Here is a 22,722-nt window from a genome sequence, read left to right as displayed (position 1 = left end):
CCCTGAAGCAGGAATGGATGTGGGCTCTCGACTTTTCGAGGACACAGGCCGAGGCACTCATGCGCGGGCTCGCAATGCGTGCAGGCTGGGCATGTAAGTCTCCCGAAGTGCCTTGCGACCCTGGGCCTTGATGCTTTCGAGGTGTTCGGAGACCGTCTGGGCACAGATGCGCCCTAGCACGAACACCGCTCCCGGCCGAGTCGGCCCGCACACGGGCTCATGGGTGGTCCGTATCGGTTCCCAACCATGTTGGCACATCAAGTACTCGATGCTGCTGGCACTCAAGTAACGGCGATGGTTATGGGTTAGAAACCCTTGTTCGATGCCGTAACCCAGCGCGCGACCTTCAATCAACAACAACCCGTCCTCGGCACTGGCCTGCCGGCAAAGTTGCATGACTTGATTGGCGTCATGAATATGTTCCAGTGAACCATTGATGATGATCAGGTTGTAATCACCACTGGGGCTCATGCGTTCGGCACCTATCAGGTCGATTTCCAGGCCGATGTTTTTGCCGTATTCCACGTAGGCCCGGTCAGGGTCATTGCCTCTTACTGTCCAGCCCCGTTTAGCGAAAGGAATCATCAGGCCGCCGGCGGAACAACCGACATCAAGCATTTTACCTCTGGCGGGAAGCACATCTTGCAAGTATCGACACAAGTATTCGCCGCGGCGTATCTGGTCAAGAAAGAAGGCACGCTCCGGTTCCGTATTGCCGAACAAACTTAAGCGGTAGAATTTGTCGTAGTACGCGCTGTAGAAAGCTTCCTCGAAGCGGTATTTTTGGAAAATATGTCCACAACCCTGGCAGCCTAACACCGGCAATGCCACTGCTTGGTTATCGGGACCCCGGATATTTTCCAGCAAAACCCAATGTTCTTTTGAATTGCACAACTCACAACTCATTTTCTGCACGCGAAACGTGTCTGGCATCTGCAAAAGTTGCAAGTACTGTTGTTCTATAGTTGTGCTCACGATCACATCCCGGTCACTTGATGCAGAAGAAGCCTTCAAAGCAAATATACTTGAAAATACTGGTTATATCTTTGAAGCCGGCGCGAGATAACATGTCGATATTGCCGGCCGTGGAAAAAGGCTCAAGTACACCTTTCAAGCTTCTGGTTTTCGCCAGGATTTCATCGGCGTTATAACCTTGGTCCCGCTTATAATCTATATACAGGCTGCTGAGGATGTCTTGAAAGCGTGCGTCTGGGCCGCGTACTTTTTCAAACATGATAAAAGCACCACCCCAGTTCAAGGACTCGTAGATACGATCGAACAAGGCTTGGCGAATGCGCGGGTGCACGAACTGGATAGTATAATACGCAACTATCAGATCGCTTTTTTCATAGGGAAAGTTCAGAATGTCGTCGGTAATGAAACTCACGTTTTGCTGCGGCGATGCGCTCAAAAGCTCGTTTGCCTTGCGGGTCATGGCTTCTTCTACATCAATGCCCACCCACTTCGCCGAGGCGCAATGGCGCTGTGAAAGTTGCCGAGTTAGGGTGCCGGTGGAACTGCCAAGTTCGTAGCAGGTGCTATCGTTCTTTACAAAAAAGTCGCTGAGCGACAGCACGATATCGTGTCCATCCTTGTATTTGGGTACGGATTTCGATACATGGGAGTCAAAGTGCTCAGGGGTCGTACCTCCGAAGCTCCATGAGGCATTGCTGGACTCTACACCATCGCCGACGGATTCGTAGACAGAATCAGGGGAGGTAATAAGGGAAGACATATATGTCGCATCCTTGCCCGATAATAATAGTTCGCGCTAGTTAAATTTAATGTTTTCTGCTCAATCAGAGGCTAACCAGTTCTAATCAGTATGTCATCAGTGCTTTTGTGGGAAATAGATGTTTGTTTTGTAGGCGGTTTCCCAATGCATAGCATATAAATACGAGTGGAGAAGCTCTGCGAGCTGTGGCGGTACTGTCCAAGAAATTAACATGCTGGTATTGGGTGAAGTGGATCGTCAGTGTTCGACTGGTCCGACCCGTGCTGGATGAAACGGAAAAATCGAGGGCGCGTCGACTGTTCGATAAAAGCGCAAGGTACCGAGTCTTGCGCCAAGCTCACGAAGCGGTATTTGGCTCTTTCCGCGAGACTCAAATCCAGCAGTACCTGTTCCACGGGTATCAGTACTTCTGCGCAAGCCGTTCCGGGAAGAACTCGATGGCTCGCTGATGGATAATGGCAAGGACAGCAGGATTGTCGACTGGACGGCTGTCGGTACGCCAGCCGTTGGCAGGTATGCCCAATAATGCGGTGTTACGAAACACCACATCTGCCGGAATGGTGAAGTTCAGGGTGCTTGTTCCATGGTTGTCCTAGAGAATTTCGCGCACCGTTAGTTCGATCACAAGGCCCACGCAAGTGAGGGTTTCCGGGTTTTTTTTTGCCCGCGATTCAAGCCCGCTTCGCAGCGCGCTGCTGCGCATGACGCAGGTCAGAATCACCTTTTGCATCCGTCGGATATTCTGTAGCCTTGCGCAGCTTCAACGCTGTCCGTGCCTGATGAATACTCACTTTCCCGGCGGTACCCCGATGGGTCCGGAGCCGGGTGTATACTCGACTTTCGCGCGAATGCGCCTGCAGGTCTTGCGAACATGACGCAAATTTCCGAACGCCTTTTGGTTCAAGCCCACCTCGACGCCAAACAGCCCAAGCCGCTGACCGCCGATGAAGAGGCTTATTACCGTGCTGCCATCGCTGCCGAGCTCAAGGCTCAGGACGCGGTACTGGTGGCCCACTTCTATTGTGACCCTGTCATTCAGGCGCTGGCCGAAGAGACGGGCGGCTGTGTCTCCGACTCGCTGGAGATGGCCCGCTTCGGCAACGCTCATCCGGCCAAGACCGTGGTCGTCGCCGGCGTGAAGTTCATGGGTGAAACTGCCAAGATCCTCAACCCGGAAAAGCGCGTGCTGATGCCGACGCTCGAAGCGACCTGTTCGCTCGACCTGGGTTGCCCGGTGGACGAGTTTTCCGCGTTCTGCGATCAACACCCGGAGCGCACGGTGGTGGTGTACGCCAACACTTCCGCTGCGGTAAAGGCCCGAGCGGATTGGGTGGTGACTTCAAGCTGTGCGCTGGAAATCGTCGAAAGCCTGATGGACAACGGCGAGACCATCATCTGGGGCCCGGACAAGCACCTGGGGACCTACATCCAGCGCCAGACCGGTGCCGACATGCTGCTATGGGACGGTGCCTGCATCGTTCACGAAGAGTTCAAATCCAAGCAGCTTGAAGACATGAAGGCGCTGTACCCGGATGCTGCGATTCTGGTGCACCCGGAGTCGCCGACCTCGGTGATCGAATTGGCGGACGCCGTGGGTTCCACCAGTCAGTTGATCGCGGCGGCACAGAGCCTGCCGAACAAGACGCTGATCGTCGCAACCGACCGTGGCATCTTCTACAAGATGCAGCAGCTGTGCCCGGACAAGGTCTTTATCGAGGCCCCAACGGCGGGTAACGGCGCCGCATGCCGCAGTTGTGCGCATTGCCCGTGGATGGCCATGAACACCCTTGAGCGCACGCTCAGGGCGTTGAAGGAAGGGTCGAACGAGATCTTTGTCGACCCGGCGCTGATTCCGCAAGCTATTCGCCCGCTCAAGCGCATGCTTGATTTCACCCAGGCGGCACGGATGAAGCTGGCCGGTAACGCCTGATATTTGTCAGGTAAGTCGTAAAAATTGTGGGAGCGAGCCTGCTCGCGATGAGGTCGTGTCAGTCAACATCACTGTTGAATGTCATGCCGCTATCGCGAGCAAGCTCGCTCCCACAGTGGTTTCTGCGTCGGGAAATTATTTGGTCTTCTTCGGAATCCGCACCAGTTCGGTATTGGAGTAGATGTCATGCCAGCTGCGTTTCTGCTTGTCGAACAGCGACCAGAAGAATCCCAGGCCAACACACAGCAGTGAAGCAATCGACACCAAAAAGCGCAGCAGCGCCTGCAAAAGGCTGATGGACGAGCCGTCGGCATTCTGCACGCGAATGCACCAGACCTGCATGCCCAGGGTCTGACCGGACCAGGTCCAGAATTTGGCGAAGAAGCCGAACAGTACGAATAAAAGAACTGTGGAGAGCAGGGGATCGCCGTCCAGTGCGCCCGCTTCGGTCAAGGTGCGCATCCTTTCTTCGCCGATGATCGCCATCTGGATCATCTTGTAGATGCCGCTGGTGACGATCAGCAGGGCTGTGCACAGCAGGAAATCATAGAACATGGCTGCCAGGCGACGACCCAGGCCAGCGGCGGGGAACTCGCCCTGGGGGGTAAGCAGGTGTTTCGACATGGGCAGGCTCTCGGCAAAAAAAGAAGCCATTTTACGGATTTATGCGCACAAAAAAGCCCCTGATGTCAGCATCAGGGGCTTTTTCGTTACAGAAGATTAGGCTTCTGCTTGTACTTCGTCAGCCTGCATGCCTTTCTGGCCCTGCACAGCGATGAAAGTCACTTTCTGGCCTTCTTTCAGGCTTTTGAAGCCGTTGCCCTGGATGGCGCGGAAATGCACGAACAGATCCGGACCGCTTTCAGGAGTGATAAAACCAAAACCTTTCTCGTCGTTAAACCACTTGACGGTACCGCTCTGACGTTGGGACATTTCTTATTTCCTTTGACGCAAAAAATTAATGACAGTCTCCTTCTCATGAAAGAGTACTGGGGCTGGTTGCAGGAGAGTAAGAAGACGTCGAACGGGATGTAGCTAACTTGTAGGCTACTGCCCAGGTCACGATTCCAAGCGACCCATGCAAACACAGTGAACAAACTCTACGCCAACTACGGGAGAAAAAACAAGCCCCGTGAAGGCCCCGGATTTCCTCAGGTTGCTGGCAAAGTCAGTCCACTAGTGGGGCCTTATTCTCTAACCTCGTTCAATTGTTTTCGATCGTTATAAGCAAAGTTCATAATCGAAGCTTAGAGCCAAACATTGCACTGTTTTATGGCGGTTGCGTTACACATTAGTGCACAGTTAACGCAACCGCGTTACTTATAGGAACAGTCAATCAACCACGATAGTAGCGTTGTGGAACAAATGGCATTTTGCTTACAAGCAAAGGCACCTTTTTCCCACGAACGATTGCCCAGACCGGTGTGTCCAGTGCGATGTAGGCGCTGTCGACATAACCCATGGCCAGCGGCCCACCCAGGGTCGGCCCGAAACCACCGCTGCAGACGCTGCCGATGATGTCGCCGGCTTCGTTGACGATCTCGGCGCCTTCACGCACGGGTGTACGTTCCTGTGGTAGCAGACCTACACGTTTGCGGTTCACGCCTGCCTGTTGCTGGGCAAATACGGTTTCGGCGCCAGGGAAGCCGCCGGCCCGTGCGCCATCAGCGCGACGTGGCTTGGAGATTGCCCACAGCAGGCTTGCCTCGATCGGGGTGGTGTCGGTGTTCATGTCATGGCCGTACAGGCACAGGCCGGCTTCCAGGCGCAGGGAGTCACGAGCGCCAAGGCCGATGGCGGCCACTTCCGGTTCGGCCAGCAGGGCACGAGCCAGGGCTTCGGCGTTGGCGGCGGGTACGGAAATTTCATAGCCGTCTTCACCGGTGTAACCCGAACGGCTGACAAAGCAGTCCACGCCCAGCAGTTTCACGCGGGCGAACTGCATGAAGGTCATCTTTGCCACTTCCGGCGCCAGACGCGCCAGTACAGTGACTGCCGCCGGGCCTTGCAGGGCGAGCAGGGCACGCTCTTCGAACAGCGGCTCGATGCTGCACTGGTCGCCGATGTGCTTGCGAAGGTGGGCCAGGTCCTGATCCTTGCAGGCGGCGTTGACCACCAGGAACAGTTCGTCGTTACCCAGGTTGGCGACCATCAGGTCGTCGAGGATGCCGCCGGTCTCGTTAGTGAACATGGCGTAACGCTGCATGCCCACTGGCAGGTCGATGATGTCCACCGGCACCAGGCTTTCCAGGGCTTTGGCGGCATTGGCGCCGGTCAGGCGGATCTGGCCCATGTGCGAGACATCGAACAGCCCGGCCTGGTCGCGGGTGTGCTGGTGTTCTTTCATCACGCCCAGCGGGTACTGCACGGGCATGTCGTAGCCGGCGAAGGGCACCATGCGGGCGCCGAGTTCAATGTGCAGTGCGTGCAACGGAGTTTTCAACAGTTGTTCGGTGGACATATTCAGCTCCTGAAGAAGGGTGCAGATGAGCGCGCATCAGCACTCGATAATGTTGACCGCCAAACCGCCACGGGCGGTTTCCTTGTATTTGCTTTTCATGTCGGCGCCGGTCTGGCGCATGGTGCGGATGACCTTGTCGAGGGAGACGAAGTGTTGTCCGTCGCCGCGCAGAGCCATGCGCACGGCATTGATAGCCTTGACCGAACCCATGGCGTTGCGCTCGATGCAAGGCACTTGCACCAGCCCGCCAATCGGGTCGCAGGTCAGTCCGAGGTTGTGTTCCATGCCGATTTCCGCGGCGTTTTCCACTTGTTGCACAGTGCCGCCAAGCACTTCGCACAAGGCGCCGGCGGCCATCGAGCAGGCGACGCCGACTTCACCCTGACAGCCGACTTCGGCGCCGGAGATGGAGGCGTTTTCCTTATACAGAATGCCGATGGCCGCGGCGGTCAGCAGGAATCGCACCACGCCGTCGTCATTGGCGCCGGGGATAAAGCGCATGTAGTAGTGCAATACCGCTGGAATGATCCCCGCCGCACCGTTGGTGGGCGCCGTTACGACGCGCCCGCCGTTGGCGTTCTCCTCGTTGACCGCCAGGGCGTAGAGGTTGACCCAGTCCAGCACCGACAACGGGTCGCGCAACGACGATTCCGGGTTCTTGCACAACTGCCGATGCAGCGCGGCGGCCCGGCGCTTGACCTTCAAACCGCCGGGCAGGATGCCTTCATTGCGGCATCCGGCGGCGACGCAGTCCTGCATCACTTGCCAGATTTTCAGCAGGCCGGCGCGGGTTTCCGCTTCCGGGCGCCAGGCGCTTTCGTTGGTCAGCATCACCTGGCTGATCGACAGCCCGTATTTGACGCAATGACCGAGAAGATCCTTGGCACTCTTGAACGGAAAGGTCAGGGGGGTGGCGTCTTCGACGATGCGGTCGGCGCCGGCGGCGTCCTCATCGACCACAAAACCGCCGCCGACCGAGTAGTACTCGCGGCTGCGGATCTGCAGGCCCGCTGCGTCGAAGGCGCGAAAAATCATGCCGTTGGGGTGATAGGGCAACGGTTTGCGAATCATCGCCAGGTGTTCTTTCTCGTTGAACGCAATGCTGTGTTCACCGAGCAGGTTCAAGCGGCCGTTGCTGCGAATCTCTTGCAGGCGCGCAGCGACGGTTTCTGTATCCACGGTGTCCGGGTGTTCGCCTTCCAGGCCCAGCAGCACAGCCTTGTCACTGCCGTGGCCTTTGCCGGTGGCACCGAGCGAGCCGTACAGCTCGACTTTGACGCAGGTGGTGGCCGTCAGCAGCCCTTCACGGCGCAGGCCTTCGGCGAAACGCACAGCGGCGCGCATCGGGCCGACGGTGTGGGAGCTTGAGGGGCCGATGCCAATCTTGAACAGGTCGAACACGCTTAACGACATGGTGGTTCTCCGGTTTCTTGTTATAGGCGTATCACGGGAGATGCTTTGCGTAGGAGCTGCCGCAGGCTGCGATCTTTTGATCCTGTTTTTTCAAGATCAAGATCAAAAGATCGCAGCCTGCGGCAGCTCCTACAGGAGGTTTGCGGTGTTCTTGAGTGGGGCGGATCAATCCGCCCCCTCATTCGTTTAAGCGTAGCTTTCGATCGACGGGCAGGCGCAGACCAGATTGCGGTCGCCAAACACGTTGTCGACGCGACCGACCGGCGGCCAGTACTTGCCTTCGATCAGCGACGCAACCGGGTACACCGCTTGCTCACGGCTGTACGGGTGCGACCACTCGCCCACCAGCTCCTTGGCGGTGTGCGGCGCGTTTTTCAGCGGGTTGTCGTCCTTGTCCAGGGTGCCGTTTTCCACTGCGCGGATTTCTTCGCGGATGCGGATCATGGCGTCGCAGAAGCGGTCCAGTTCTTCCTTGGATTCACTTTCGGTCGGTTCGATCATCAACGTGCCGGCCACCGGGAACGACATGGTCGGTGCGTGGAAGCCGAAGTCGATCAGGCGCTTGGCGACGTCATCGACGCTGATGCCGCTGCTGTCTTTCAGTGGACGCAGGTCGAGGATGCACTCGTGCGCCACCAGGCCATTGCTGCCGGTGTACAGAACCGGGTAGTGCTCTTCGAGGCGACGGGAGATGTAGTTGGCATTGAGGATCGCCAGCTGCGAAGCACGCTTGAGGCCCGCGCCACCCATCATACGAATGTACATCCAGGTGATCGGCAGGATGCTCGCGCTGCCGAACGGTGCCGCGCAAACGGCGCCTTCCTTGCGCTCCATCTGGGCGTGGCCTGGCAGGAAGGGTGCCAGGTGCGATTTCACGCCGATCGGGCCGACGCCCGGGCCGCCACCGCCGTGTGGAATGCAGAAGGTCTTGTGCAGGTTCAGGTGCGATACGTCGCCGCCGAACTTGCCCGGCGCGCAGAGGCCGACCATGGCGTTCATGTTGGCGCCGTCAATGTACACCTGGCCGCCGTTGTCATGAACGATGCCGCAGATTTCGCGGATGCCTTCTTCGAACACGCCGTGGGTGGACGGGTAGGTGATCATCAGTGCGGCGAGGTGTTCGCGGTGCTCGATCGCCTTGGCGCGCAGGTCTTCGATGTCGACGTTGCCACGGGCATCGCAGGCGGTGACGACGACACGCATGCCGGCCATCTGTGCGGTGGCCGGGTTGGTGCCGTGGGCCGACGACGGGATCAGGCAGATGTCGCGACGGTCTTCGCCACGGCTCTGGTGGTAGGCACGGATCGCCAGCAGACCTGCGTATTCACCCTGGGAGCCGGCGTTCGGTTGCAAGGATACCGAGTCGTAGCCGGTGGCAGCGCAAAGCATCGCTTCCAGCTCGTCGGTCAATTGCTGGTAGCCGGCGCTTTGCTCGGCCGGGGCGAACGGGTGCAGGGCGCCGAACTCGGCCCAGGTCACCGGGATCATTTCGCTGGCGGCGTTGAGTTTCATGGTGCACGAACCCAGCGGGATCATGGTGCGGTCCAGCGCCAGGTCCTTGTCCGCCAGTTTGCGCAGGTAGCGCATCAGCTCGGTTTCCGAGTGATAGCGGTTGAACACCGGGTGGCTGAGAATCGGCGACTGACGCACCAGCGCGGCCGGAATGGTGCTGGTGACCGAGGCGGCGAGGGCGGCGAAGTCCGGCAGGGCCTTGCCGTCGGACAGCAGGCTCCACAGGGTTTCAACGTCGGCCTGGGTGGTGGTTTCATCCAGGGACAGGCCCAGGCGTTCGCCATCGACCACGCGCAGGTTGATGCGCTGGGCGTGTGCCTTGTCGTGCAGGGCGGTGGTTTGCGCGCCGGTCTTCACGGTCAGGGTGTCGAAGAAACTCGCTTGTTCGACGTTCAGGCCCAATGCGCTCAAGCCTTTGGCCAGGATCGCGGTCAGGTGATGTACGCGGTTGGCGATCTGCGTCAGGCCTTTCGGACCGTGGTACACGGCGTACATGCTGGCGATGTTGGCCAACAGCACTTGCGCGGTGCAGATGTTCGACGTGGCTTTCTCGCGACGGATGTGTTGCTCGCGGGTCTGCATGGCCAGGCGCAGGGCCGGGTTGCCGAAACGGTCTACGGAAACACCGACCAGTCGGCCCGGCATGTCACGCTTGAATGCGTCCTTGGTGGAGAAGTAAGCCGCGTGCGGGCCACCGAAGCCCAGTGGCACGCCGAAGCGCTGTGCGCTGCCGATAGCCACATCGGCGCCGAATTCGCCCGGTGCGGTCAGCACGGTCAGGGCCAGCAGGTCGGCAGCCACGGCAACGAGGGCGTTGGCGGCGTGGAAGCGTTCGGTCAGCTCGCGGTAATCGAACACGTCACCGTTGCTCGCCGGGTATTGCAGCAGCGCGCCGAAGAATGGCGTTACGTCAGTCAGTTCGCGCTCGTCGCCAACCACCACGTCGATGCCCAAAGGCTCGGCACGGGTGCGCAGTACGTCGAGGGTTTGCGGGTGGCAATGCACGGAGGCGAAGAATGCGTGGCTGCCCTTGTTCTTGCTCAGGCGCTTGCAGAAGGTCATGGCTTCGGCCGCGGCGGTGGCTTCGTCCAGCAGCGAGGCGTTGGCGATCGGCAGGCCGGTCAGGTCGCTGATCAGGGTCTGGAAGTTCAGCAGCGCTTCGAGACGGCCCTGGGAGATTTCTGGCTGATACGGGGTGTAGGCGGTGTACCAGGCCGGGTTTTCCAGCAAGTTGCGCAGGATCGGCGACGGCGTGTGGGTGCCGTAGTAACCCTGGCCGATGAAGGTCTTGAACAACTGGTTTTTAGTCGCGATGGACTTGATCAAGGCCAGGGCATCGGCTTCGCTCAAGCCGTCTTCCAGGCCGAGGACGCTGGTGCCCTTGATGCTGTCGGGAATCACGCTGGCGCTCAGGGCTTCCAGGGAGTCGAAACCGAGGCTGTTGAGCATGGCTTGCTCGTCACCGGCGCGCGGGCCGATGTGACGTGCGATGAATTCGTTGGCGGTACTTATGTTTACAACGGCAGGATTAATCTGGGTCATGTCAGTGCTCCTCAGGCTTCGGCTTGGGCTTTGATAAGACGGTCGTAGGCGTCCTGATCCAGCAGTTGGGCGACTGCCGAGGCGTCGCTTGGCTGGAAGCGGAAGAACCAGCCTTCACCCAGCGGATCTTCGTTGACCAGTTCAGGGCTGCTGTCCAGCGCCGGGTTCACTTCCAGCACTTCGCCGTCCAGCGGCATGTACACGCCGCTGGCAGCCTTTACCGATTCCACGGTGGCGGCTTCGGCGCCTTTGTCGTAGGACTGCAGCTCAGGCAGTTGAACGAAAACCACGTCGCCCAGGGCGTTCTGTGCGAAAGCGGTGATGCCGACCGTGACGCTGCCGTCAGCTTCGGTGCGCAGCCATTCGTGATCTTCAGTAAAACGCAACTCGCTCATGGAAACTCCTAAGGGGCCAGACTCGTCTGGTGGACGCGATTGAATGCTTGGGCAATGCCCGGTTTATGTGGGAGTACATAGCAAGAACGCGGCCAACGTTATTTTTATTGTTATTGATCAATGATTTAGGTGGTTTCGACAAAGGCTGAAAATCAATCGTTGTAGCGAAATCGATACGGCATATGTCAATGATAAAAGCCGAGGTGGATCAAAGCCTTGCACAGCCGTGATCGGAGAGGGGTGTAGCGATATCGTTCCGCTGTAGCGCTTTCAGTACAGGTGGAGGTCGTTTTTAAACAGGTGAAGAAGTTTTCGAAGTGACAATCCGTTCCGTAGGAGCTGCCGCAGGCTGCGATCTTGTCGCAGGCACCATAAGATCAAAGTCAAAAGATCGCAGCCTGCGGCAGCTCCTACACAGGTTGGTGTACACAGCCCACCATCTGTCGACGCAAGGCTTCAAGTCTTGTTGGGAATCCCGTACTTGCGCAACCGGTGGGCAATCGCCGTGTGGGAGGTTTGCAGGCGGGTCGCAAGTTGTCGGGTCGAGGGATAGCTGGCGTAGAGCTTTTCCAGCAGGGTTTTCTCGAACTCGTCCATGGCCTGTTCCAGGCTGTCGACGTCATGGTCGCCCTGGCGGGCCACCGAGGTGCCGGCGATGTCGAGGTCGCCGATGTCCACCAGGCTGCTTTCGCAAATCGCCGCGGCGCGGAAGATCACGTTCTGCAATTGCCGCACGTTGCCCGGCCAGCGGTTGCCCAGCAGCGCCGGGTAAGTGCCCGGCGCCAGGCGACAGGTCGGGCGCTGGATCTGCGCACAGGCCTGCTGCATGAAGTAGCGGGCCAGCAGCAGGATGTCCTGGCCGCGCTCGCGCAGGGGCGGCACTTCGACGTTGAGGACGTTGAGGCGGTAGAACAGGTCTTCGCGGAACAGCCCTTCGCTGACCATCTTCTCCAGGTCGCGGTGGGTGGCGCTGAGGATCCGTACGTTGACCTTGACCTCACGGTCGCCGCCGACCCGGCGAAAACTGCCGTCGTTGAGGAAACGCAGCAATTTGGCCTGCAAGTACGGCGACATCTCGCCGATCTCGTCGAGAAACACCGTGCCCTGGTTGGCCAGTTCCATCAGCCCCGGCTTACCACCCCGTTGTGCGCCGGTGAAGGCGCCGGGGGCGTAGCCAAACAGTTCACTTTCGGCGAGGTTCTCTGGCAATGCCGCGCAGTTCAACGCCAGAAAGGGGGAGCTGTGCCGGGCGCTGATGGCGTGGCAGGCGCGGGCCACCAGCTCCTTGCCGGTGCCGGTTTCGCCCTGGATCAGCAGCGGTGCATCGAGGGCCGCCACCCGCTGGGCGCGCGCCTTGAGGGTGCGGATCACCGGGGACTCGCCGAGCAAGGCATCGAAACCTTCGGCGTGGTCATGGTGCAGCGCGGAAAGGCGTTCGCCGATGCGGTTCGGTTGGTACAGGGTCAGCAGGGCGCCGGCGTCGGTGATCGGCGTGGCGTCGAGCAACAGGGTCTGGCCGTTGACGGTAATTTCCCGCAGCGGCAGGCGAAAGCCGTGTTCGAGCAGGGCGTCGAGCAACGCCGGGTCGGCAAACAGGTCGCCCACGCTTTCACCGTCCGGTTCGCGACCGTACAGGGCGATCAGGGCCGGGTTGGCCAGCAGCACCTTGCCGTCGCTGTCCAGTGCCAGCACCGGGTCGGTCATGGCTGCCAGCAAGGCGTCGAGCTGCAAGTGCCGGCGCTGGCCGGGCAGGATGTCGACCACCGTCACCGCTTGCACGCCACGCACGCTGAACAGGGCATCGCGCAGTTCCTCGAGGACTTGCGGGCTCAGGGTCGGGGCGTCGATATAGACATTGGGCGGGACCATTTCCACCGCATCCAGGTTCAGATTGCGCCCGCCGAGCAGGGCCAGGACTTCCTGGGTGATACCGACGCGGTCGATGAAGCTGACGTGGATACGCATGGGGCGGTCTTGGGGTCTGCAGTGCGAAGGGTGGCAAGTATGCCTTGGAGGAGGGGGCAGGTGAAATGTCGATGGGGTATGGCTTGAAAAGATCGCAGCCTTCGGCAGCTCCTACGCCGAACGCATTCCCCTGTAGGAGCTGCCGAAGGCTGCGATCTTTTGATCTTCCAAACGTTATTCCAGGTGCTCGGGTTTGACCGGGTCGCCCGATTTCATGTTCAACTGCACCCGCACGTCTTCGAACATTGCGTCGTAATGTTTGTGGATCGAACCGATGTTGCTATGGGTTTTCGGGATGCCATGCTTCTCGGCAATCTTGGTGACGTTGCTGGCGAAGTTGTAGGCCATGTCCTTGGGCAGGAAGAACGTCTCGCTCATGTCCTTGCCCTGGATGTTGCCGTGCATCTTGAACTGCATCCCCTTGCCTTCCTTGGGATCCTGGGCGATTTCATAGTCGATGCAGATGTTGTAGCTGACGTCATCCTTGTTCAGCGCGTGTCGCTCGATGTGCAGGTGACCCGGCTCGAACGTTGCCATTGTTGACTCTCCTTCAAAAGATCTTGAATCAGGGCAAGCCTCAGGCCTGCCCCGCAGTTTCGTTTACTGATAGCTGATGCCCGGTGTCGCCGTACTGATGCGCGTGCCGGCCTTGCCCTGGACGATCGCTTCGATGTCCGCGAGCGAACCGATCACTGCGACTTTCCCAGTATGGCGTGCGAATTCGCAGGCTGCCTGCACCTTCGGTCCCATGGAGCCGGCGGCGAAGCCGAGTTTTTCCATTTCGTCGGGGTGGGCCTGGGCGATGGCTTTCTGCGTGGGTTTGCCAAAGTCGATGAAGGCGGCGTTGACGTCGGTGGCGATCACCAGCAGATCGGCTTCAAGCTGTTCGGCCAGCAGCGCCGAGCACAGGTCCTTGTCGATGACCGCTTCGACGCCCTCGAGTTTGCCGGGCGAGGTATACATGGTCGGAATGCCGCCACCGCCGGCGCAGATCACGATGCTGCTTTTTTCCAGCAGCCATTTGATCGGGCGGATTTCGAAGATGCGCTTCGGTTTCGGGCTGGCGACCACGCGACGGTATTTGTCGCCGTCCGGGGCAATGGCCCAGCCTTTCTCGGCGGCCAGTGCTTCGGCCTCATCCTTGGTATAGACAGGGCCGATGGGTTTGGTGGGGTTCTTGAAGGCCGGGTCATTGGCATCGACTTCGACCTGGGTCAGCAAGGTCGCGAAGGGCACTTCGAAGTCCAGCAGGTTGCCCAGTTCCTGTTCGATGATGTAGCCGATCATGCCTTCGGTTTCGGCACCGAGCACGTCCAGCGGGTAGGGCGAAACCGAGGTGTAGGCCGCCGCCTGCAGAGACAGCAGGCCGACCTGAGGGCCATTGCCGTGGGCGATGACCAATTGGTTGCCGGGATGGATCTTGGCGATCTGTTCGGTGGCGATCCGGATGTTGGCGCGCTGGTTGTCAGCGGTCATGGGTTCGCCCCGGCGGAGCAGGGCATTACCGCCCAGAGCAACGACGATACGCATGGTGCAGTCCTTCTAGAGTAGGAGCTGCCGAAGGCTGCGATCTTTTGATCTTGCTACTGATCTTCAAAGATCAAAAGATCGCAGCCTTCGGCAGCTCCTACGGGTCAGTGAGCGATCAAGAGGACATGATCAGCCGTTATAGATCCGCCAGCGTCGACACCAGAATCGCCTTGATGGTGTGCATGCGGTTTTCCGCTTGCTCGAAGGCGATGCAGGCCGGCGACTCGAACACGTCATCGGTCACTTCGATGCCGTTGTTCAGGAACGGGTACTGCTCGGCAATCTGCTTGCCGATCTTGGTGTCGCTGTTGTGGAACGCCGGCAGGCAGTGCATGAACTTGGTGCGCGGATTGCCGGTGGCTTTCATCAGTTCGGCGTTGACCTGATACGGCAGCAGTTGCTGGATGCGCTCGGCCCAGGCTTCGACCGGCTCGCCCATCGACACCCAGACGTCGGTGTGGATGAAGTCCACGCCCTTGACCGCGGCTTTTGGGTCTTCGGTGAGGGTGATGCGCGCGCCGCTTTCTTCGGCGTACTGTTTGCAGCGAGCCACCAGGTCGTCCGCCGGCCACAGGGCTTTTGGCGCGCAGATGCGCACGTCCATGCCGAGCTTGGCGCCGATCAGCAGCAGGGAGTTGCCCATGTTGTTGCGCGCGTCGCCCAGGTAGACGTAGCTGATCTCGTGGATCGGCTTGTCGGCGTGCTCGCGCATGGTCAGCACGTCGGCGATCATTTGTGTCGGGTGATACTCGTCGGTCAGGCCATTGAACACCGGTACGCCGGCGAACTTGGCCAGCTCCTCGACGATTTCCTGTTTGAAGCCACGGTACTCGATAGCGTCGTACATGCGCCCGAGTACGCGGGCGGTGTCCTTCATGCTTTCCTTGTGGCCGATCTGCGAGGAGTTCGGGTCGATGTAGGTGACGTTGGCGCCCTGGTCATAGGCTGCAACTTCGAACGCGCAGCGGGTGCGGGTCGAGGTTTTTTCGAAGATCAGCGCGATGTTGTTGCCCTTGAGATGCTGCTGTTCGGTACCGGTGTACTTGGCACGCTTGAGGTCGCGGGACAGGTCGAGCAGGTAGCGCAATTCGCGAGGAGTGTGGTGTTCCAGGCTCAGCAGATTGCGGTTATGGATATTGAACGCCATTTTGGATCTCCTAAGGTGTCGGTTATCCCCTTGGCCTGCGCATGCCCTTGGGTAGAGGGCAGCGCGGGCCAAGGTAATAGGTTAGTAGTCAATCGGGTCGCGGATGATCGGGCAGGTCATGCAATGGCCGCCGCCCCGTCCCCGGCCGAGTTCGCCGGCGCTGATGGTGATCACTTCCACACCGGCCTTGCGCATCAGGGTGTTGGTGTAGGTATTGCGGTCGTAGCCGATGACCACGCCCGGCTCCACGGCCACTACGTTGTTGCCGTCGTCCCATTGCTCGCGTTCGGCGGCGAAACTGTTGCCGCCGGTTTCCACCACGCGCAACGCCTTGAGGTTCAGGGCCTGGGCCACGGTGTCGAGGAAGTTGGTTTCTTCTCGGCGGATGTCGATGCCACCGGCCTTGCTTTCATCGGGACGCAGGGTGAAGGCGACAATCTGGTTCACCACTTCCGGGAAGATCGTGACGAGGTCGCGATCGCAGAAGCTGAACACGGTGTCCAGGTGCATCGCCGCGCGGGATTTCGGCAGGCCGGCAACGATCACTTTCTCGACCGCCTTGTTTTTGAACAGGTTCACCGCCAGTTGGGCAATGGCCTGGCGCGACGAACGCTCGCCCATGCCGATCAACACCACACCGTTGCCGATCGGCATCACGTCGCCACCCTCAAGGGTGGAGTTGCCGTGGTCTTTGTCCGGGTCGCCGTACCAGATCTGGAAGTCGGCGTTGGTGAACTCGGGGTGGAACTTGTAGATGGCGGTGGTCAGCAGGGTTTCCTGACGGCGCGCCGGCCAGTACATCGGGTTGAGGGTGACGCCGCCGTAGATCCAGCAGGTGGTATCGCGGGTGAACTGGGTGTTTGGCAGCGGCGGCAGGATGAAGCTGGAGTGGCCGAGGAAGTCGCGGAACATCTCGATGGCCTTGCCGCCGAAACTGGTGGGCAAATCGTCACCCGATACGCCGCCGATCAGGAACTCGGCGATGTGACGTGGCTCCAGGCTGCGCAGCCACGACGCGGTTTCGTTGATCAGGCCCAGGCCCACCGAGTTGGCGGTGATCTTGCGTTCCAGAATCCAGTCCAGGGCTTCGGGAATGGCGACGATGTCGGTCAGCAGGTTGTGCATTTCCAGTACATCGACGTTGCGTTCGCGCATCTTGGTAACGAAGTCGAAGTGGTCGCGCTTGGCCTGGGCCACCCACAGCACATCGTCGAACAGCAGTTCATCGCAGTTGTTCGGGGTCAGCCGCTGATGGGCCAGGCCTGGGGAGCAAACCATGACTTTGCGCAGTTTGCCGGCTTCGGAATGGACGCCGTACTTAACTTTTTCCGTGGTCATTACAGTGATCCTCCAGATGACAAAACAGGGTTGTGCTTCTAGAAACAGGAGTTAAAGGGTCAGGAAGCCGTCATAGAGGCCGTAGGCCGCCACCACGGCGCCGACGACCACCGCAGCGAAAATCAGCTTCTCGACGTTGGTGAAAACCGGTTTGTTGATTTCCAGCTTGGCCTTTGCAAAAAGGATCACGCCGGGGGCGTAGAGCAGGGCGGACAGCAACAGGTATTTGGTGCCGCCGGCGTACAGCAGCCAGATCGCGTAGATCAGGGCCACGGCACCGATGATGAGATCCTTCTGCCGCTCGCCCGCCGCGCCTTCGTAGCTTTCGCCACGCACCGCCAACAGCAACGCATAGGCCGCCGACCACAGGTACGGCACCAGGATCATCGAGGTGGCGAGGTAGATCAGCGACAGGTAAGTGCTGGCCGAGAACAGCGTGATGATCAGGAAAACCTGGACCATGGCGTTGGTCAGCCACAGGGCATTGACCGGTACGTGGTTGGCGTTTTCCTTGCGCAAAAACGCCGGCATGGTGTGGTCCTTGGCGGCGGCGAACATGATCTCCGCGCACAACAGCACCCACGACAGCAGCGCCCCCAGCAACGAGATGATCAAACCGACACTGATCAGCACCGCGCCCCAGTGACCGACCACGTGTTCCAGCACGGCGGCCATTGACGGGTTCTGCAGTTTGGCCAGTTCCGGCTGGGTCATGATCCCCAGCGACAGCACATTCACCAGGACCAAAAACAGCAGCACAGTGACGAAACCGATCACGGTGGCTTTACCCACGTCACTGCGTTTTTCCGCCCGGGCCGAAAAGATGCTCGCGCCTTCGATGCCGATGAACACCCACACGGTGACCAGCATCATCTTGCGCACCTGGTCCATCACGCTGCCCAGGTCCGGGTTCTTCAGGCCCCAGATGTCAGCGGTGAAGATGTCCAGTTTGAAGGCGAACAAGGCGATCAGCATGAACAGTAGCAGCGGCACGATCTTGGCGACGGTGGTCACCAGGTTGATGAACGCTGCTTCCTTTATTCCTCGCAGTACGAGGAAATGCACGGCCCAGAGCAGCACCGAGGCACCGATCACGGCAGCAGGGGTATTCCCCTCCCCAAATAGCGGAAAGAAATAGCCGAGCGTGCTGAACAACAAGACGAAGTAACCGACGTTGCCCAGCCAGGCACTGATCCAGTACCCCCAGGCGGACGAGAAGCCCATGTAGTCGCCGAAACCGGCCTTGGCGTAGGCGTAGACCCCGCCATCAAGATCGGGTTTGCGATTGGCCAGGGTCTGGAACACGAACGCCAGGGTGAGCATGCCAACGGCAGTGATCGCCCAACCGATCAGAATGGCGCCGACATCCGCGCTGGCGGCCATGTTTTGTGGCAGGGAAAAGATCCCGCCACCAATCATCGAACCCACGACTAACGCGACCAGCGCGCCGAGTTTGAGTTTTCCGGGAGCTTCAGACATTGCATGACTCCAATGCAGGAGAAGAGAAACAACAGACTAATTCCGTTGAATATCAAATCAGCTGACTTAGATCACAAAATGAGAGCTTTTCCAGTTTTTAGCGAAGTGCCATCATTTGCAGGGCGGCTGTCTGTAATGCTTGTTCTAGAGCCTTTTGTGGATTATTTAAGTACTTTTAGAATTTGTTTCGAATTATGACGCTAGTTGGTTTTTCAAAAATCGCAACTTTTCCTCGCGGGTTTTTTGTACAAAATTGATGTATTGGAAAAACCTATACAACAAATGATTATATCGGCGCCTCTAATAGCCGTTTTGTGCAAGTAAAAGACCTATGTTGGCGTTATCCAATAAACGTTATTACTCTTCAACAGTTTAATTGACGCCCGTTATGTGACGATCTCGCGGCAGTTGTCGCCCCTCAGAAAAATGGAGATGCAACGATGGCGCAATCACCGAACAAGCTTCGCCTGAGCGCCTTGATCGCGTTGGTGGTGGGTTCGATGATCGGTGGCGGGATTTTTTCCCTGCCGCAAAACATGGCGGCCAGGGCCGATGCCGGGGCGATCCTGATCGGTTGGGCAATCACCGCCGTCGGCATGCTGACCCTTGCGTTCGTGTTCCAGACCCTGGCCAATCGCAAGCCGGAACTGGACTCCGGGGTGTACGCCTATGCCAAGGCCGGGTTTGGCGACTACATGGGCTTTTCTTCGGCCTGGGGCTACTGGATCAGCGCCTGGCTGGGCAACGTCGGCTACTTCGTGCTGCTGTTCAGCACCCTCGGTTATTTCGTTCCGGTCTTTGGTGAAGGCAACACGCCGATCGCCATCGTCTGCGCTTCGGTGCTGCTCTGGACCGTGCATTTTGTGGTGATGCGCGGGATCAAGGAGGCGGCGTTCATCAACCAGGTGACCACGGTGGCGAAGATCGTGCCGCTGATCATGTTCATTGTGATCGCCGCCGTGGCGTTCAAGGCGGACATCTTTACCCTCGATATCTGGGGACGCAACAATCCGGAATTCGGCAGTGTGATGGATCAGGTTCGACACATGATGCTGGTCACCGTGTTCGTGTTCATCGGTATCGAGGGCGCCAGTGTCTATTCGGCCCGGGCAGAGAAACGCTCCGACGTGGGCCGCGCGACGGTGATCGGGTTCATTGGGGTATTGGCGCTGCTGGTGCTGGTGAACGTGCTGTCGCTGGGGATCATGACCCAGCCGCAACTGGCGAAACTGCAGAACCCCTCGCTGGCGGCGGTGCTTGAACATATCGTCGGCCCTTGGGGGGCGTTGCTGATCAGCGTCGGCCTGGCGATTTCGCTGTTGGGGGCCTTGTTGTCCTGGGCGCTGCTGTGCGCCGAAATCCTGTTCGCCACGGCGAAAGACAAGACCATGCCGGCATTCCTGACCAAGGAAAACGCCAACCGTGTGCCAGTCAATGCGATGTGGCTGACCAACTCGATGATCCAGTTGTTCCTGCTGATCACGCTGTTTTCCGCCAGCACCTACACCAGCCTGATTTATCTGGCGTCCTCGATGATTCTGGTGCCGTACCTGTGGTCGGCGGCCTATGCGGTGTTGTTGTGCGCACGGGGTGAAACCTACCAACAGGCACCCGCCGAACGGATCAAGGACCTGCTGATCGGTGGCATCGCCCTGGGCTACGCGGTGTGGCTGCTGTATGCCGGCGGCCTGAAGTATTTGCTGCTGTCGGCGTTGCTGTATGCGCCGGGTGTGATCCTGTTTGCCAAGGCTCGTAACGAGCAGGGCAAGCCGCTGTTCACGGTGGTCGAGAAAGGCATTTTCACCTGTGTCATCGGGGGGGCGGGGCTGGCGGCTTATGGGTTGTACAGCGGGGTGCTCAGCCTGTGAGGGTGTTGCTGGCGTACCAGCCGCCCTATGACTGGCCGGCGTTGCTGGGGTTCTTGTCGGCGCGGGCGATCGTGGGTCTGGAAAGGGTGGTCGAGGGTGTCTACTCGCGCAGCATCGACTTGCATGGCGTACACGGTACGTTTTCGATCCAGCCTGCCGCATCCGATGCGCTTGAGCTGACCCTGGACTTTCCGGATGCTGGTGCCGTACCCGAGATCGTTGCGCGAGTGCGGCGAATGTTCGACCTGGATGCCGACCTGTCCACGATTCACCGGCACCTGGCGGTTGATCCGTTGATGGCGCGGTTGATTGCCGAACGCCCGGGCCTGCGCGTACCGGGAGCGTGGGATGGGCTGGAACTGGCGATCCGCGCGGTACTGGGGCAGCAGATTACGGTGGTGGCGGCGATCCGGTTGGCGGGCAAACTGGTAGCGCGGTACGGCACACCGTTAAATTCAGCATTGCCGGGAGTGACCCATGTTTTTCCCCAGGCCAGGGTTTTGGCAGACGCAGATCTGGCGACGCTGGGCATGCCGAAAAGCCGAGGCCGGACCTTGTCGGGGGTGGCTCAGGCATTGCTCGATGATCCGCGATTGTTTGAGCCCGGCCGGGAAGGGGGCATAGCGCGGTTGCTGGCCTTGCACGGGATTGGTGACTGGACGGCGCAATACATTGCCTTGCGTCAGTTGCGAGAGATGGACGGGTTTCCCAATGGTGATGTGGGGCTGATCAATGCGATGGCGGCACTGGAGGGTGGGCCGGTGACAGCGAAGCAGTTGCTGTTGCGGGCTGAAGGATGGCGGCCTTATCGAGGGTATGCGGCGCAGGTGCTGTGGACTTCCTTGAGTCGGGTGGACTGAGCTGATCTGGTTTTTGTGTTGCTGTTTCTGGCGCCATCGTCGGAACGCCGCCCGGAGCAAGCTCGCTCCCACATTTGATCGCGATCGTCAGGAAAAATGCGGTCCCTGTGGGAGCGAGCTTGCTCGCGATGGCGATCTGACGGTCACCACCACTGCGCGCGATGTGAACCCAAATCAGTTGCTGGCAAAGTCCATTGCAACGGTGTCTCCGTCATCTTAAGCGGCACATGCAACCGATGCGCCGGTCCCCAGGGTGTTTGCTCAACCTGTATCCCCTGATCGTTTTGATCCTCTGCCCGCAACGGCTCATCGGACCCGGCCCCAGCCTCGATCAACAACCTCGCCGTACGCGCCAACGACAATCGCGCCGAACCCCCCGTACCGTCGTTCAACCGCTGCGCCAACAACCTGATCGCACTGGCCGCCATCAAGTACCCGGTGGCGTGATCGAGGGCTTGCACCGGCAGTGGCGTCGGCTTGTCCGCCTGCTTCCAGCGCATGCCCGCTTCGGCAATGCCACTGCTCATCTGCACCAGGCTGTCGAAGCCCCGTCGGTTTTGCCAAGGGCCGCTCCAGCCATAGGCGTTGAGGCAAACATCGATCAGGTCGGGGTTCAGTTGCCGGCGTTCATCCATGCCCAGACCAAGTCGCTCCAGCGCATCGGCGCGATAGCCGTGGAGCAGAATGTCGGCGTCCTTGAGCAGACATTCGAATACAGCGCGATCGGGGCTGTCGTTCAGATCAAGACGCGCGCAACGTTTTCCCAAGGTGACCTCCGGTACCACCCCGGGCTCGTTCCAGGTCGGCGGATCGATGCGCAAGACATCGGCGCCCAGGCCTGCCAGAAAGCGGCTGGCGATGGGACCTGCCAGTACTCGGGTCAAGTCCAGCACCTTGATGCCGGCCAGCGGGCGAGCCACTGAACCAGTCCAGGGTTTGCGGCTCTGGCCTGGGTGGTTGGCGAACAGAACCAAGGGTTCGGAATTCACTGCCTGGCCTTGAGGATGGACCTGCCATTGTTCCCAGGTGCGCATTTCGGCAGCGCAACCACCGGCATTGACCACCGCCTGCTCCAGCTCGCTTTTTGTCCATCGGGCCACTTGGCTGGCCATCGCTGCGCGGTCGATACAGTGGCCGAGCACGCTTTCGGCAGCGGCGCGGTGATGGGGTGCGTTGGTGTGCAGGCGAATCCAGCCATCGCGGGTGGCGTAGTCACCGGCCACTGGGTCCCACAACGGCGGAACGCTCCAGCCAAGCGGACGAATCGAGGTTGCGAACCAGAATGATGCGAGGCGTCGGTCGACCTCAAGGTCGGGCAGGTGCCCGGTTTGCTGGTGCAGCAGTTCGCTGACGGCCTGGCCTGCGGCAGCGATGCCGGCGCAGGCCAGATCCGTGACGGCAAACGCCGAGGGCAGGGCGCCGCTGGACGTGAATGGAATCGGGGTGTGAGGCAAACCGAGTGCGGCTTGAATGGACGTGAGCAGATCAGTCATCGAAGGGCCCTCCGGAGCGAGAGCCCGATCTTAGATCAAATCAGGTGACAAGCC

18 protein-coding genes are annotated in these 22,722 nt (G+C 59.5%); 3 read left to right on the top strand and 15 right to left on the bottom strand.

Annotation, left to right across the window (positions count from 1 at the left end; translation table 11 throughout):
• Positions 1 to 57 precede the first annotated feature (57 nt).
• Positions 58 to 975, bottom strand: coding sequence for a class I SAM-dependent methyltransferase (locus ASD95_RS16790; RefSeq protein ID WP_223541133.1), 918 nt, complete (start codon positions 973 to 975; stop codon positions 58 to 60).
• Between the two features lie 13 nt (positions 976 to 988).
• Positions 989 to 1,735, bottom strand: a complete 747-nt coding sequence (locus ASD95_RS16785; protein WP_056726018.1) for a methyltransferase domain-containing protein — start codon at positions 1,733 to 1,735, stop codon at positions 989 to 991.
• A gap of 871 nt (positions 1,736 to 2,606) precedes the next feature.
• Between ASD95_RS16785 and nadA the strand changes: the two genes are divergently transcribed.
• Positions 2,607 to 3,665 (top strand): quinolinate synthase NadA, encoded by a 1,059-nt coding sequence (gene nadA, locus ASD95_RS16780; protein ID WP_056726017.1) that lies wholly within the window; start codon positions 2,607 to 2,609, stop codon positions 3,663 to 3,665.
• 135 nt (positions 3,666 to 3,800) lie between these two features.
• Here nadA and ASD95_RS16775 read toward each other — a convergent pair whose 3' ends face one another.
• The 12 genes from ASD95_RS16775 to arcD (ASD95_RS16715) form a co-directional block, all read right to left on the bottom strand.
• Positions 3,801 to 4,289 (bottom strand): RDD family protein, encoded by a 489-nt coding sequence (locus tag ASD95_RS16775; protein ID WP_056726015.1) that lies wholly within the window; start codon positions 4,287 to 4,289, stop codon positions 3,801 to 3,803.
• A gap of 96 nt (positions 4,290 to 4,385) precedes the next feature.
• Positions 4,386 to 4,598 (bottom strand): cold-shock protein, encoded by a 213-nt coding sequence (locus tag ASD95_RS16770; protein WP_007977299.1) that lies wholly within the window; start codon positions 4,596 to 4,598, stop codon positions 4,386 to 4,388.
• A 403-nt stretch (positions 4,599 to 5,001) separates the two neighbouring features.
• Complete coding sequence (gene gcvT / locus ASD95_RS16765; RefSeq protein ID WP_056726013.1) at positions 5,002 to 6,126, bottom strand: glycine cleavage system aminomethyltransferase GcvT; 1,125 nt, start codon at positions 6,124 to 6,126, stop codon at positions 5,002 to 5,004.
• Between the two features lie 36 nt (positions 6,127 to 6,162).
• On the bottom strand, positions 6,163 to 7,539 hold the full coding sequence (locus tag ASD95_RS16760; protein WP_056726010.1) for an L-serine ammonia-lyase: 1,377 nt from the start codon (positions 7,537 to 7,539) through the stop codon (positions 6,163 to 6,165).
• Positions 7,540 to 7,725: 186 nt separating this feature from the next.
• Positions 7,726 to 10,593, bottom strand: coding sequence for an aminomethyl-transferring glycine dehydrogenase (gene gcvP / locus ASD95_RS16750; protein WP_056726007.1), 2,868 nt, complete (start codon positions 10,591 to 10,593; stop codon positions 7,726 to 7,728).
• A gap of 11 nt (positions 10,594 to 10,604) precedes the next feature.
• Entirely contained in the window at positions 10,605 to 10,988 is a 384-nt protein-coding gene (gene gcvH / locus ASD95_RS16745; RefSeq protein ID WP_008047373.1) for a glycine cleavage system protein GcvH, read from the bottom strand.
• 456 nt (positions 10,989 to 11,444) lie between these two features.
• Positions 11,445 to 12,953, bottom strand: coding sequence for a sigma-54-dependent transcriptional regulator (locus ASD95_RS16740; RefSeq protein WP_056726005.1), 1,509 nt, complete (start codon positions 12,951 to 12,953; stop codon positions 11,445 to 11,447).
• Between the two features lie 174 nt (positions 12,954 to 13,127).
• On the bottom strand, positions 13,128 to 13,490 hold the full coding sequence (locus tag ASD95_RS16735; protein WP_056726002.1) for a DUF5064 family protein: 363 nt from the start codon (positions 13,488 to 13,490) through the stop codon (positions 13,128 to 13,130).
• Positions 13,491 to 13,553: 63 nt separating this feature from the next.
• On the bottom strand, positions 13,554 to 14,483 hold the full coding sequence (gene arcC, locus ASD95_RS16730) for a carbamate kinase (protein ID WP_046042230.1): 930 nt from the start codon (positions 14,481 to 14,483) through the stop codon (positions 13,554 to 13,556).
• Positions 14,484 to 14,619: 136 nt separating this feature from the next.
• Complete coding sequence (locus ASD95_RS16725; protein WP_056726000.1) at positions 14,620 to 15,630, bottom strand: ornithine carbamoyltransferase; 1,011 nt, start codon at positions 15,628 to 15,630, stop codon at positions 14,620 to 14,622.
• Positions 15,631 to 15,711: 81 nt separating this feature from the next.
• The gene (gene arcA, locus ASD95_RS16720) at positions 15,712 to 16,968 is read right to left on the bottom strand and encodes an arginine deiminase (protein WP_056725998.1); all 1,257 of its coding nucleotides are present in this window, start codon (positions 16,966 to 16,968) and stop codon (positions 15,712 to 15,714) included.
• A 51-nt stretch (positions 16,969 to 17,019) separates the two neighbouring features.
• Positions 17,020 to 18,447: an arginine-ornithine antiporter gene (gene arcD / locus ASD95_RS16715; protein ID WP_056725997.1), complete on the bottom strand. Its 1,428-nt coding sequence runs from the start codon at positions 18,445 to 18,447 to the stop codon at positions 17,020 to 17,022.
• Positions 18,448 to 18,887: 440 nt separating this feature from the next.
• Here arcD (ASD95_RS16715) and arcD (ASD95_RS16710) point away from each other — a divergent pair, with 440 nt between their 5' ends.
• Positions 18,888 to 20,315: an arginine-ornithine antiporter gene (gene arcD, locus ASD95_RS16710; RefSeq protein ID WP_056725995.1), complete on the top strand. Its 1,428-nt coding sequence runs from the start codon at positions 18,888 to 18,890 to the stop codon at positions 20,313 to 20,315.
• Entirely contained in the window at positions 20,312 to 21,175 is an 864-nt protein-coding gene (locus ASD95_RS16705) for a DNA-3-methyladenine glycosylase family protein (RefSeq protein WP_056725993.1), read from the top strand. Before arcD (ASD95_RS16710) ends, ASD95_RS16705 begins: the two co-directional genes overlap by 4 nt.
• 143 nt (positions 21,176 to 21,318) lie before the next feature.
• Here ASD95_RS16705 and ASD95_RS16700 read toward each other — a convergent pair whose 3' ends face one another.
• Positions 21,319 to 22,668, bottom strand: a complete 1,350-nt coding sequence (locus ASD95_RS16700) for a CoA transferase (protein WP_056725990.1) — start codon at positions 22,666 to 22,668, stop codon at positions 21,319 to 21,321.
• Between the last annotated feature and the right edge of the window lie 54 nt (positions 22,669 to 22,722).

This window comes from Pseudomonas sp. Root71, assembly GCF_001429045.1.
Classification (GTDB): Bacteria; Pseudomonadota; Gammaproteobacteria; order Pseudomonadales; family Pseudomonadaceae; genus Aquipseudomonas; species Aquipseudomonas monachiensis.
Note: the sequence above shows the minus strand (reverse complement) of the source record. Positions and strands in the feature narration are given on the sequence as shown.